Source organism: Ruegeria sp. BG5, assembly GCF_056538425.1.
Genome location: NZ_JBQFTC010000001.1, coordinates 867,486 through 879,682 on the forward strand (window position 1 = coordinate 867,486; position 12,197 = coordinate 879,682).

At 60.6% G+C, this 12,197-nt stretch carries 11 protein-coding genes; 1 reads left to right on the forward strand and 10 read right to left on the reverse strand.

Annotation, left to right across the window (positions count from 1 at the left end):
- Positions 1-118 precede the first annotated feature (118 nt).
- On the forward strand, positions 119-1,087 hold the full coding sequence (locus ACR0KX_RS03960; RefSeq protein ID WP_170622611.1) for an ABC transporter substrate-binding protein: 969 nt from the start codon (positions 119-121) through the stop codon (positions 1,085-1,087).
- Positions 1,088-1,174: 87 nt separating this feature from the next.
- Here ACR0KX_RS03960 and ACR0KX_RS03965 read toward each other — a convergent pair whose 3' ends face one another.
- The 10 genes from ACR0KX_RS03965 to ACR0KX_RS04010 form a co-directional block, all read right to left on the reverse strand.
- Positions 1,175-2,110 carry a 3-hydroxyacyl-CoA dehydrogenase NAD-binding domain-containing protein gene (locus ACR0KX_RS03965; protein ID WP_480707909.1) on the reverse strand — a complete coding sequence of 312 codons (936 nt, stop codon included), beginning with the start codon at positions 2,108-2,110 and terminating at the stop codon, positions 1,175-1,177.
- Positions 2,110-2,859, reverse strand: coding sequence for an SDR family oxidoreductase (locus tag ACR0KX_RS03970; protein WP_170622613.1), 750 nt, complete (start codon positions 2,857-2,859; stop codon positions 2,110-2,112). The genes ACR0KX_RS03965 and ACR0KX_RS03970 overlap by 1 nt, the downstream gene beginning before the upstream one ends.
- A complete protein-coding gene (locus ACR0KX_RS03975; protein WP_170622614.1) occupies positions 2,852-4,273 on the reverse strand; it encodes an aminobutyraldehyde dehydrogenase in 1,422 nt (473 codons plus the stop codon). The genes ACR0KX_RS03970 and ACR0KX_RS03975 overlap by 8 nt, the downstream gene beginning before the upstream one ends.
- A 12-nt stretch (positions 4,274-4,285) precedes the next feature.
- Positions 4,286-5,221 (reverse strand): 3,5-dioxohexanoate:acetyl-CoA acetone transferase, encoded by a 936-nt coding sequence (kce, locus tag ACR0KX_RS03980; protein WP_170622615.1) that lies wholly within the window; start codon positions 5,219-5,221, stop codon positions 4,286-4,288.
- 3 nt (positions 5,222-5,224) lie between these two features.
- Positions 5,225-6,019, reverse strand: coding sequence for an SDR family oxidoreductase (locus ACR0KX_RS03985; protein ID WP_170622616.1), 795 nt, complete (start codon positions 6,017-6,019; stop codon positions 5,225-5,227).
- The gene (gene betC / locus ACR0KX_RS03990; protein WP_480707911.1) at positions 6,009-7,556 is read right to left on the reverse strand and encodes a choline-sulfatase; all 1,548 of its coding nucleotides are present in this window, start codon (positions 7,554-7,556) and stop codon (positions 6,009-6,011) included. Before betC ends, ACR0KX_RS03985 begins: the two co-directional genes overlap by 11 nt.
- 106 nt (positions 7,557-7,662) lie before the next feature.
- Entirely contained in the window at positions 7,663-8,802 is a 1,140-nt protein-coding gene (locus ACR0KX_RS03995) for a ring-hydroxylating oxygenase subunit alpha (protein WP_170622617.1), read from the reverse strand.
- Between the two features lie 109 nt (positions 8,803-8,911).
- The gene (locus ACR0KX_RS04000) at positions 8,912-9,931 is read right to left on the reverse strand and encodes a GlxA family transcriptional regulator (protein WP_170622618.1); all 1,020 of its coding nucleotides are present in this window, start codon (positions 9,929-9,931) and stop codon (positions 8,912-8,914) included.
- 80 nt (positions 9,932-10,011) lie between these two features.
- Positions 10,012-11,022, reverse strand: a complete 1,011-nt coding sequence (locus ACR0KX_RS04005; protein ID WP_170622619.1) for a LacI family DNA-binding transcriptional regulator — start codon at positions 11,020-11,022, stop codon at positions 10,012-10,014.
- Positions 11,023-11,027: 5 nt separating this feature from the next.
- Positions 11,028-12,197 carry a dihydrodipicolinate synthase family protein gene (locus tag ACR0KX_RS04010; protein WP_170622620.1) on the reverse strand — a complete coding sequence of 390 codons (1,170 nt, stop codon included), beginning with the start codon at positions 12,195-12,197 and terminating at the stop codon, positions 11,028-11,030.

Here is a 12,197-nt window from a genome sequence, read left to right on the forward strand (position 1 = left end):
GCGACTGTCTGAGAAAAATGACAGAACGGCAATTGATGCAATCTAGCGGTTCAATTGCCAGAAGCGCTCGATAATAATGGCGCATGATAAAAACGAATCTTGCTACAGGGAGAAAGCAATGAAACTCAAGACACTACTGGCTGCATCGGCTCTTGCGACCGGGTTCAGCGCAACCACGGCACTGGCCGATTGCGGTGAGGTTTCGATCACTGAAATGGACTGGGCCTCGTCCGCGGTTGTAACTGCGGTGGCCAAGTTCCTGCTTGAGAACGGATATGGCTGCACGGTTGCTGCGGTTCCGTCCTCGACCACGCCTGCGATGGCGTCGATTGCGGAAACCGGCGAGCCTGACATCCTGACCGAATTGTGGACCAACTCTTCACCGGTATATGAAGAGCTGCGCGCCGACGGCAAACTTGTCGAACTGGCGAATGTTCTGGCTGATGGCGGGGTCGAGGCATGGTGGATTCCAGCCTATCTGGCCGAAGAGCACCCCGAACTGACAACGGTCGAAGGTATTCTGGCCAATCCTGAACTGGTCGGTGGCCGGTTCCATGACTGCCCGTCGGGTTGGGCCTGTGATGTGGTGAACAACAACAACCTCAAAGCGCTCAACATGACCGAGAACGGGATTGAGCGGTTCCAGCACGGGTCCGGCGAAACGCTGGCCACCGCAATCGCGGCGGCCTATGCGGCGAAAGAGCCCTGGTTCGGTTACTACTGGGCACCCACTTCGGTTCTTGGCAAGTATCCGATGGTTCAGGTCGAAACCGCACCCTTCGATCAGGATGCACACACCTGCAACGGTGACCCGGAATGCGCAAACCCGGTGCTGTCCGCCTATCCGACCGCCAAGGTTGTGACCGCCGTGGCCCCGTCCCTGCTGGAGCGTGAGCCGGACGTAGTTGAGTTCCTCAAGAAGATGTCTTTCTCGAACGATCAGATGGGCACGGTTTTGGCCTGGCAGGATGACAATGGCGCATCTTATGACGAGGCCGCCGTTTACTTCCTGACCAACTATCAGGACACATGGTCGGAATGGCTGAACGACGATGCGCGCGGCAACCTGTCGGCGCTGCTTCAGTAAGCCAGTTTGTCAGATCCCTCCGGCTGCTTGAGTGTCCGGAGGGATGTGAGAGTAAAGAAAGCGCCGCGTGTTGAGCGGCGCTTTTTCTTAGCTTGTATCGCGCAATCCCGTTGTGGCTTTTTGCATCGCAAGGATCAATGCGTCCCGCTTGGCGGACAACTCCGCCGGGCTTTGGCCCTTCGCGGCCTCGCCGACGCCCGCGATCAGGTGTTGGGCGACGGATTCGTCCAGATGGATCTGGCCCAGATCGTCCCACCAGCCATTGAACGTGTCCGAGAAATGATCGCAAAACGCGCGCAGACCGCCCTCTCCCGCGCCGAGGTTGAACAGCATGGTTGGCCCCATCGCCGCCCATCGCAGCCCCGGCCCGGCCCAAACGGCCTTGTCCACATCCTCGACCGAGGCGACCCCATCCATCACAAGGCTGATCGCTTCGCGCCAGATCGCCGCCTGCAGGCGATTGGCCACATGGCCCGGTCGTTCCTTGTTCACCCGGATTGTGACCTTGCCGACAGCTTCGTAGAACCGCTCGGCCCCGTCCACGGCGCTGGCATCGGTTCGGTCATTTCCCATCACCTCGACCAGCGGGATCAGATGCGGGGGGTTGAACGGGTGACCCAGCACAAAGCGGGCGGGATTGGCCCAGCCGCCCTGCATCTGGCCCAGCGTCAGGCCCGAGGCTGAACTGGCCACGATGGCGTTCGGGTTCAGCACCGGTTCGATCTCGGCAAAGGTTGCGTGCTTGATGTTGATACGCTCGGGCACGTTCTCCTGCACGAAGTCCGCGCCCTCAACTGCGGCGGCGGCGCTTGGGTGAAACCGGATCGCATCCGGGTTGCCGTTTTTGGTCCGGCCCAGCTCGGTCAGGGTGGGCCAGGCCATCTCGATGTATTCACGCACGGATGTCTCGACCGTCGGGGACGGGTCAAACAGCGCTACCGACCGCCCCGAGGCCAGAAACAGCGCGGCCCAGCTGGCACCGATGACGCCGCCGCCCAGACAGGCAGTGTGTTGAAATTCCATCAGAACAATCCCGGATTGAGGGGTGAGGCAGCCGTCATGCCGCCATCCACCGTGAAACACTCACCGCTGACATAGGCGGCTTTCTCAGAGGCCAGCCATGACACCATATTGGCGACGTCCTGCGGTTGACCGAACCGGCCCACCGGATGACGGGCCAGCGCGTCAGCCATGGCTTTGTCGGGGTCTTGCGCCAGCGCGAACCCATCCTCGGCCATCTCGGTCATGATCCATCCGGGCCGGATCGCATTGCAGCGCACCTTGGGCCCGTGATCCACCGCGATGGATCGGGTCAGCCCGTGAACCCATGCTTTGGACGCGTTATACAGCGCCATGGACGGGTCCGCGACCATGCCCGAGATCGAGCCGATATTGATGATGTTGCCGCCATGCTCGCTCATATCCGGCAGCGCCGCGCGACACATGTTGAAGACGCCCTTGCAATTGACGTTCATCACCAGATCCCAGTCGGCATCGTCACTGTCGGCTATGGTCTTTTCGACCTGCACACCTGCGTTGTTGACCAACAGGGCAACCGGACCAAAAGCTGCTTTAGCGTCGTTGAACAGCCGCGAGGCATCGGCGGTTTTGGAGACGTCCGCAGTGACCCACATGACCGCTTCGGGCAGGCCTTCGGGCCGTGCGCCGCGTCCGCAGGTCACGACGTTGAACCCATCCGAGACCAGTTGATCGACAATGGCGCGCCCGATGCCCCGGCTTCCGCCTGTCACAAGTGCGGTTTGCTTATCCATGGGCGATCATCACATGTCTGACGGCGGTATACGCATCCAGCGCAAAGACACTCATATCGCAACCGGTGCCCGAGGATTTCATCGCGGCCCACGGCATCTCGGGCGTCGCCACGCCGTGGGTGTTTACCCAAGTGAACCCATAGCGCAGCTTGGCGCTCATCCGTATCGCGCGGCCCGTATTGTTGGTCCAGACTGACGAGGCCAGCCCAAACGGACCGGTATTGGCGACCCTCAGGGCCTCTTCTTCGGTACTGAACCGTGAGATGGTCACGACGGGGCCGAAGATTTCGGTGCAGAACACCTCGGCATCATGCGGGACGTTGGCCAGAACGGTTGGTTCGTAGAAAAAACCCGGACCGTCGATCATGTTGCCGCCCGTCACAACTTCGCACGTGTCGCGGGCACGGTCCACGAACCCGGCGACTGTGTCGCGCTGTGCGGTTGAGATGATCGGACCCATCTCGGTCCCTTCGGCCTTTTGCGCACCGACCTTTATCTGCGCGACCTGATCGGCGACGGCGGCGACTACTTTGTCATAGACCTCATCCGCGACCAGCAACCGGCAGGGCTGTGCGCAATCCTGCCCGGCGTTGAAGAACGAACCATAGCGCACCGTCTCGGCCACCGCGTCGATATCGGCATCCTCGAACACGATGACTGGGGCTTTGCCGCCCAGTTCCAGATGCACATGGCGGATCTTGCGCGACGCGGCTTTCATCGCCTCATACCCGGTTGCGGTTGAGCCGGTGATCGAGATCGCCTCGGTCCGTGGATCATTGATCATCCGGTCGCCGATTTCGCGCCCTGACCCGTGCAGTACGTTCACCACGCCTTTGGGCGCAACATCGGCGATCAACTGCGCCGCGCGCAGGGTCGAAAGCGGTGTCAATTGCGAGGGTTTCAGGGTCACAGGACACCCCGCCGCCAAAGGCGCGGCCAGTTTCCACGAGGCCATCATCAGCGGATAGTTCCATGGTGCGATTGCTGCGACCGGACCTACCGGGTCCTTGCGGATCATGCTGGTATGGCCTGCCACATATTCGCCCGCCGTCACCCCGGCCATGGTGCGCGCGGCACCGGCGAAGAACTTGAACGTGTCCAAGGTCAACGGCATTTCATCGTCTAAGGCCGAGGGCCATGGTTTGCCCGCGTCAAGACTTTCCAACTCGGCCAGTTCTTCGGCGTGATCCTGTAGCACAGTCGCGATATTGGTCAGCAATTCCGAACGTTCCGCCGGGCTGGTCTGACCGTAAGTGTCGAACGCCTCATGCGCGGCTGCGGCGGCTGCATCGGCCTGCTCGGGCGTGGCGGCGTTGATGGCACAAATCTCTTCGCCGGTTGCCGGGTTCAGAACTGGGATCGCAGCGCCCTGCCCTTCGACCAGTTCGCCGTTGATCAGCATTTTTGTCTGCATTGTAACCTCTCCTCAGAACGCCACCTGATCGCCGCCCTTCAGGCCCAGTCGCGAACGCGCCTCGGCCGGGGTAGCGACCGAAAGGCCGAGATTTTCTATGATGCTGCGGATTTTGTTGACCTGCTGCGCGCTGGACACTGCCTTTTCGCCGGGGCCGATATAAAGGCTGTCCTCCATCCCCACGCGTACATTCCCGCCCAGCAAAGCGCTTTGCGTGGTAAAGGGTATCTGGTGCCGACCGGCGGCCAGAACCGACCATTCATAATCATCCCCGAACAGCTTGTTGGCGATGGTGTGCATATGCATCAGGTTGTCCAGATCAGCACCGACGCCGCCCAGAATGCCAAACACCATCTGCACAAAGATCGGCCCGTCGATCCAGCCCTGATCCCGGATCCAGGCCAGATTGTAGAGGTGGCCCAGATCGTAGCATTCGAACTCGAACCGTGTGCCGTGGCCCTGCCCCAGCTCTTTCAGGCAGTATTCGATATCCGCGAAGGTGTTGCGAAAGATGAAATCGCGGGTCATGTACAGAAACTCGGGCTCCCACGCGTGTTTCCAGTTCGAGTATTTGTCTTTCATCGGGAAGATGCCGAAATTCATCGACCCGATATTCATGCTGGCCATCTCGGGCGAGGCGCGGGTGGCGGCGCGCAGACGTTCCTCGCGCGTCATGCCCAGGCCGCCGCCGGTCGAGACGTTCATCACCGCGTCGGTGGCCTGTTTGATGCGGGGCAGAAACTCCATGAACAGATCGGGGTTCGGGTCGGGCTTGCCGGTGTCGGGGTCGCGCGCATGCAGGTGGATGATCGATGCGCCCGCCTCAGCCGCTTCGATACTGGCCGTTGCAATCTGGGTCGGGGTGATCGGCAGGTGTTCCGACATGGTGGGCGTGTGGATGCCACCGGTCGGGGCGCAGGTGATGATGACGGATTTCTGCTTTGCCATGGATTAGAACCTCATCTGCTGCACTTGCGCGGACAGACCGCCATCCAAAACCCATAGCTGCCCCGAGGCATAGCGTGCCTCATCACTGGCCAGCCAGTTCACCAGATTGGCGATGTCTTCGGGGGTGCCATAGGTGCGCATCGGGTGCACATCGCGCACCGCCTGTTGCAACTGATCGATGGTCTTGCCGCCCCCGCCCGAGCCGTCACCGGTGAAGAAACTCTGCAACATCGGCGTGTCGATATAGCCGGGGCAGATCGCGTTTACGCGGATGCCTTCGGGGCCGTGATCGCAGGCCATGGCGCGGGTCAGGGCGTGCACCGCGCCCTTGGTGGCGCAATAGGCGGCGAGGCCGGGATCGGCGATGAACCCGTCATAGGAGCCGAAATTGATGATCGAGGCGCTGGTCCCGGATCTGGCCGCCGCCCGCAGCAACGGCAGAGCGTGTTTTGAGGTCAGGAACGTGCCGGTGCAATTGACCGCGAAGGATTGGTTCCACTCTTCCAGCGTGGTGTCTTCGATGGTCTTTTCGATCTCGATCCCGGCAGCGTTGACCAGAATGTCCAGCTTTCCGCATTCGGCCTGAACCTGCGCCATTGCGGCCTTTACGGCATCTTCATCGGCCACGTTCATTGGCACGAACCGGCTGCCGTCATCGTCATGGGCGTCCAGCGATCCCTGCGCCGTCAGATCAGCGGCATAGACCGTGGCCCCTTCGCGCAGGAACCGCGCGACAATGGCGCGCCCGATGCCGCCGCGCCCGCCTGTGACAAGCGCGACCTTGCTGTCAAGTTTCATCCATCTTGCCCTTTTTTAGCGGAGGAAAGCGGTAGCGGTCTGCGGCCACCGTCCAATCCATGTGATTGCGTACATATTGCTGGCTGGCATCCGAGGGCGGGTTGTAATCCCAATGCTCGCCCGCCCCGGCCTCCATCGCGGCATGCAGCGCGCGGCGGGACTTTTGCGTCGCGATCACGTCAGCCCGCAATTGCGCGCTATCCCATCGCGCGGCAACCTCGGCGGCGAAGGCCTGAGCCTGCGCCTGATAGGCCGGGTCGGCCGCAAGGTTGGTCTTTTCCAACGGGTCTTTCGCCAGATCATACAGCTGCGGCGGATCGGGGTCGCAATGAATGTATTTCAAAGGCCCCCGTCGGATCATGAAGACCGGAGAGGGCGTCATCTCGGCGCAGTATTCGCCAATGGCCTCGTCCACCGGATCGGCCTCGCCCCGCGCCAAAGGCATCAGGCTGCGGCCATCGACCGGTTCGCCAAACATGGTGTCATCTCCACCGGCGATCTCGACCAATGTGGGTAGCAGATCGACCAGCGAGCTGGCATTGGCCGCAACCCCCTGTGCCACGCCGGGGCCTGCCATGATCAACGGCACCCGCGCCGAGGGTTCAAAGAAGTTCATCTTGTACCACAGCCCGCGTTCGCCCAGCATATCGCCGTGATCTGCGGTCACGATGATGATCGTGTTGTCGAGCTCACCCATGTCCTCCAGCGTTTTGACCATCTCGCCGATCTTGCTGTCGAAATAGCTGACATTGGCCAGATAGGCGCGGCGGGCGCGGCGGATTTCTTCCTCGGTCAGCGGGACATAGCTGGCCTCGATCCCGTCCATGACCCGACGCGAGAACGGGTCCTGTTCCTCGGGCGATAAAACGAAGTCCGGCATGTCGATCTGATCGTCGGAATAGAGATCCCAGAATTCGGGCTTGGCGACGTAAGGGTCATGCGGATGGATGAAACTGGCCACCATGGCAAAGGGGGCATCATCGCCTGCGGCGCGATCCCGGCCCCGGTCGATCAGCCAGCGGCGGGCGGCAAAGCCAACCTCATCATCATAGTCGGTCTGAAAGGTTGCGAAGGCAACGCCGCTTTCCTTGACCGTCTGCATGTTGTGATACCACTTGTCGATCCGCTCATCCGGCGCTTCCCAATCGGGCGTCCATGCGAAATCCGAGGGGTAGATATCGGTGGTCACGCGATCCTCGAACCCGTGTTTCTGGTCCGGTCCGACAAAGTGCATCTTGCCCGACAGACAGGTGCGATAGCCCAGCGATTTCAGGTAATGCGCAAAGGTCGGCACTGTCGCTTTGAACTCGGATGCGTTGTCATAGGCGGCGATCCGGCTGATCAACTGCCCCGACATGAAGGCAAAGCGCGAAGGCGCGCAAAGCGGCGAGTTGCAATAGGCCGCATCAAACCGCATGCCCCGTGCCGCAAGCGCATCCATGTGTGGAGTTTTGGCAACCTTGTGGCCGTAGGCACCACAGTAATGCGGTGCCAGCTGGTCTGCCATGATGATCACGATGTTTGGCTGATTTGGCACGATGCCCCTCCCCTATAAGCCGCTGATCCTTTGTCTCAGGCGGGGGTTGGGGGCGGTTCGTATCGCATCGGTTTAGCGCCCGGTCGGGTTGAGAACGGAATACCTGTCATCGTGCCGCCGTTTTGTACGCATCCAGAACCAGACCGTGGAAATGATGCACGGCATGTTCCGATTGGCCTGAGCCATTGGCGTCATCCACGATACGGCCCTGTGTGAAAGCGGGCGTATTCATCCCGCGCTGAACGCTTTCGACAAGGTTGATATCCTCGACCTGCAGAACCTCATCCAGATAGCGGATGGTGTCGAGTTCCGCCTCGTTCGGCGTCGTCTCTTCGAGGAAAAAGTCATAGGTTTCCAGCGTGCGATCCGGTCCGGCGGGGATGACGTTCAGGATGATCATCGACGACCGCCCCGGATAGCGCATGATGCAGGTGTTGGGCCACAGCCACCAAACCGCGTGGGTTCTAACCGTCGCGTTCGAGACATCATAGGCACTGTTGGCCGTGTTCCCCGCATCCGCCATATGACTGGAATAAATGCCATGGGTGGTCACCTTGTAGGTGTCCATGTCCACCAAATCGCAAAAATCCTTATGCGCGGTCGGGCAGTGATAGCATTCAAGGAAATTATCGACCACGTTCTTCCAGTTCGACTTGATGTCATAGGTCAGACGGTGCGCGAAGGTCAGATCCTCGATATCCGGGGCCCAGTGTTTGATCTCGGTCGCCAGATCGCCGGTTGTTTCGGCCAGAGACTGCGCTGCCGGGTCCAGATTCACATAGACAAAACCGCAGAACTCTTCGACCTGAACCTGATCCAGACAGATGTCCTTTGGGTTGAAGTCCTGCAACTGCTCGGTATGCGGTGCGCGCACCAGATTGCCGTCCAGCTTGTAGACCCAGGCGTGATATGGGCACATGATGCGCGTGGTGTTGCCATCGCCTGAAAGCAGCTCATGCGCGCGGTGTTTGCAGACGTTGTAAAACGCGCGCAGCACGCCGTCCTTGTCGCGCACGACGGCGATGGGCTTGCCCGCGACCTCGACGGTCGTATACGCGCCCGGTTCCCGGACCTTTTCGACATGGCACACCCATTGCCACGTCTTCGCAATGATCGCTTCCAGGTCGGCATTGTGCCAAACCTGCTCGACATAGGCTTCCTTGCGCAATGACAGCGAGCGGGACGGGCTTTGATCATAGCCTCTGCCGATCTCCGCAAACTCTTTGGCCGATGGCAATTCAGTCATGGTGATCCTCATCCAAAGCGCACGAGGGCGCGCGTGCAAATCCGCTGGGTAGAGTGATTTAGCCGGGAATAATCGACCGATACTTTACATGGTTCGCCAACATTTGGCCTTAACTGGACGCGCCGTGTTTGCGATGCATGGGCCAGGCGCGGAATTCGAAGGGGATACGGCCTTCGATTCTGTCCCGCATGGGTGGCAGGCCAAACCGGTCCTTGTAGGCGCGGCTGAAATGGACCTGACTGGAAAAGCCGCAGGCGAACGCGATCTCGGACATGGCAAGGGTTGTCTGCGTCACCAGCCCACGGGCCCGGTCCAGCCGAATGTCACGGTAATACAGCACCGGCGTTTTCTTCAGATGCTGGGCAAAAAGGCGGTTGAGCTGCCGCTGCGAAATTTGCGCCGCCTTGCAAATCTCGCCAATAGTCAGCGGCTCTTCCAGGTTGTCTTCCATCGCCCGGATGGCGTTGCGCACGGTATCGGGGATCTTGGCCCCCAATGGTTCCATGAATTGCGGGTTCTGCGGGGTGCCGCGTTCGCGCAGGCTGGGGTGAAACACATATCGCGCGGCAGCGTTTGCCAGTGCGTTGCCATGTATGCCCTGCAGTATTTGCAACGCGAAATCGAACGAGGCTGACCCGCCGCAACAGGTGATCCGGTCGCCATCGAATTCGAACAGCGCCTCGGTGCAATCGACATCCGGATAAAGCTCGCGAAAGGCGTCGATATGTTCGTAGTGCACCGTGGCGCGGCGATGGCGCAAAAGCCCGGCCTCAGCCATGATGAACGCGCCGGTATCAATCCCGCCGAGTGTCGCCTGCTGCCGGGCGCCTCGGCGCAGGGCGGCCTGAATTTGGTCCGAGCCATGCTCCTCCGGGGTCCAGCTTGAAGAGACGATCAGAAAATCCACCGGCTGGGCAGAGGCGGTTTTCAGGCTCTGAGTCTCGATGCTGATGCCGTTGCTGGCCACGCATGGACCGCCGGTTTCCGACACCAGTTCCCAGCTGTAATGGGCCGCGCCTTCCAGATAATTCGCAGCCCGGAAGGGATCGATGAACCCCATGGTCGCAGCCATATTGAAGCTGGGGGTCACGATGACCCGAATTCGAATCTGATCGGATGGCTGCGACATTCAGATGGCCAATTTCGAAAAAATGACGGCGATAAAGCGTAAATCACATCCGCCATTCCCGCAAGTTTTGGCGGAATTGGTTACTTGCTCAGATCCTTTGTGGTCTGACGGTGAACCAAACGCACCGGGGTTTGGGTCAGCGCCGCTGGTACGTCATCGTCCTGAAGCCAGCGCAAGATGGTGTCCGCCACCTGTTTCCCAAAATCACCAACCCCGCACTGCACCGTCGACAAGGCGGGCCAGCATTCCGAGGCTTCCTGAATGTCGTCAAAGCCGATGATCTGAAAAGATGCGCCAATCGCGATCCGCGCCTCGTGGCAGGCGTTGATCATGCCAAACGCGACCAGATCGTTGAAACACAAGGCGGCGTCGCAATCCGGGTGATCCTTGAACAGGTCCGCCGCCGCCGCGTGACCAAAAGCGCGGGTGGATTTTCCTGTTACGACAACTGGTTGCAGCCCATTCTCCTGCACGATCTCAAGATAGCCCGAGATCCGTTCCTGCGTGACTTGCCTGCCTTCCAGTCCGCCAACAAAGGCAATCTTGCGCGCGCCGGTCTCCAGCAAATGACGGGTGGCAACGCGTCCACCGGCGCGGTAATCGGGGGCGATGAATGGGTATTTGCCGTTATCGCCTACCACCTGACGCAGGACTTGCATCATCGGGATGCCCGCACGCTCAACCGCCTTAAGGGTTTTTGAGACATCCCCGTAAGCAGGCGACAGGATCAGGGCCGAGACCCCGTGTTCCAACATGGCCGTGACCACCTGATCCTGAATCGCGGGGTCTTCATTGGTGTTTGCGACCACCACCGCATAGCCGCGCGACCCCAATGCCATTTGCAGCGAGGTGGCGAATTCGGTGAAAAACGGGTTGGTCAGATCGTTGATCACCAACCCGATCAGGGCGTTCCCGGTTGACCTCAGATTGGCTGCGGATCGGTTATAAACATAACCGATCTCTTTCATCGCTGCGTGAACCAGCGTTCGGGTTTCCGCTTTGACCTGCGCGCTGCCCTGCAACACAAGGCTGACCGTGGATTTCGACACGCCCGCCTTGTTGGCGACATCTATGATCGTCGGTCTGCGCATTCAGTCTATTGGTCTACCCCGTGCAGGTTCAGCAATGTTGTCATCCGCGCTGTAGCCCGATCCGGGTCCGAGAGCAAACCCGCCTGATCCGCAAGCCGGAACACTTCGGCGTAGTGACAGATGTCGCGGCTCGACTGGAACCCGCCGGGCATGATGAAATGGGTCTGCGCGCCGTTCAGCCAGGCCAGAAAGGCGATCCCGGCCTTGTAGAACCGCGTCGGGGCGCGGAAGATTTCGCGGCTGAGCGGCACGGTCGGGGCAAACAGCGCGTGGTAGCGATCCATGTCGTTCTGTGTCAGGGCCTCAAGCGCCTGCGCGGCCGCCGGGGCGATGGCCGCAAAGATGCCCAGCAGAGCATGAGAATAATGGCCCCCGTCCCCAGCGATCAGATCGGCATAGTTGAAATCATCCCCGGTATAGAGGCGCACGCCGTCCGGCAGGCGCCTGCGAAACGTCTCTTCATGCGCCTGATCGAGCAGTGAGATTTTGATGCCGTCGACCTTGGATGGGTTCTCAGCGATCAAAGACAGCACAAACTCGCTGGCCTGATCCACATCCGTGCTGCCCCAATAGCCGGTCAGGGCCGGGTCGAACATATCGCCCAGCCAATGCAGGATCACCGGTTTCGCCGCCCCGTCGATCAGCGCGCGATAGACGTCGTGATAGGTGTCCGGCCCAGCATTGATGGCCGGAAAGGCGCGCGAGGCCATCAGGATCAGTTGACCACCGGCGGCCTCGATCGCCTCGGCTTGATGTTCATAAGCGGACAGGATTTCCCCGGCCGTATTTAGCGCGCCCATGGGCACATGATCCGTCCCGGCCCCGCAGGCAACGCGTGGCGACAGGGGGTGCGCTTTGGCGGCCACCATCGTGCGCTGGATCAGTTCCAGCGCGGTCTCCCAATCCACGCCCATGCCGCGTTGGGCGGTGTCCATCGCCTCGGCCAGCCCAAGGCCCTGATCCCACAGACCCTGTCGGAAGTTCAGGGTCGCGTCCCAGTCTACCGCCGGTCGACCATCCCACGGGTTTCGCTCGGCCAGCGGGTCCGAGACCACATGTGCGGCCGCGAATGCGGTGCGCGTCAACGGTACCTGCGGCGCGCGGGGGATCAAGGGCGTTCCGGTCAGAGCATAAGGTTCCAACTGGCCGTCGCGGTTTGGCAATATCAATGTCAT

What these genes read in the sequence shown, in the direction of transcription:
- ACR0KX_RS03970 (WP_170622613.1), bottom strand. Translation starts at nt 2,859, where the DNA reads ATGGATAAGCAAACCGCACTTGTGACAGGCGGAAGCCGGGGCATCGGG.
- ACR0KX_RS03995 (WP_170622617.1), bottom strand. Translation starts at nt 8,802, where the DNA reads ATGACTGAATTGCCATCGGCCAAAGAGTTTGCGGAGATCGGCAGAGGC.
- ACR0KX_RS03975 (WP_170622614.1), bottom strand. Translation starts at nt 4,273, where the DNA reads ATGCAGACAAAAATGCTGATCAACGGCGAACTGGTCGAAGGGCAGGGC.
- ACR0KX_RS03965 (WP_480707909.1), bottom strand. Translation starts at nt 2,110, where the DNA reads ATGGAATTTCAACACACTGCCTGTCTGGGCGGCGGCGTCATCGGTGCC.
- kce (WP_170622615.1), bottom strand. Translation starts at nt 5,221, where the DNA reads ATGGCAAAGCAGAAATCCGTCATCATCACCTGCGCCCCGACCGGTGGC.
- ACR0KX_RS03985 (WP_170622616.1), bottom strand. Translation starts at nt 6,019, where the DNA reads ATGAAACTTGACAGCAAGGTCGCGCTTGTCACAGGCGGGCGCGGCGGC.
- ACR0KX_RS04010 (WP_170622620.1), bottom strand. Translation starts at nt 12,197, where the DNA reads ATGACATTGATATTGCCAAACCGCGACGGCCAGTTGGAACCTTATGCT.
- ACR0KX_RS04005 (WP_170622619.1), bottom strand. Translation starts at nt 11,022, where the DNA reads ATGCGCAGACCGACGATCATAGATGTCGCCAACAAGGCGGGCGTGTCG.
- ACR0KX_RS03960 (WP_170622611.1), top strand. Translation starts at nt 119, where the DNA reads ATGAAACTCAAGACACTACTGGCTGCATCGGCTCTTGCGACCGGGTTC.
- ACR0KX_RS04000 (WP_170622618.1), bottom strand. Translation starts at nt 9,931, where the DNA reads ATGTCGCAGCCATCCGATCAGATTCGAATTCGGGTCATCGTGACCCCC.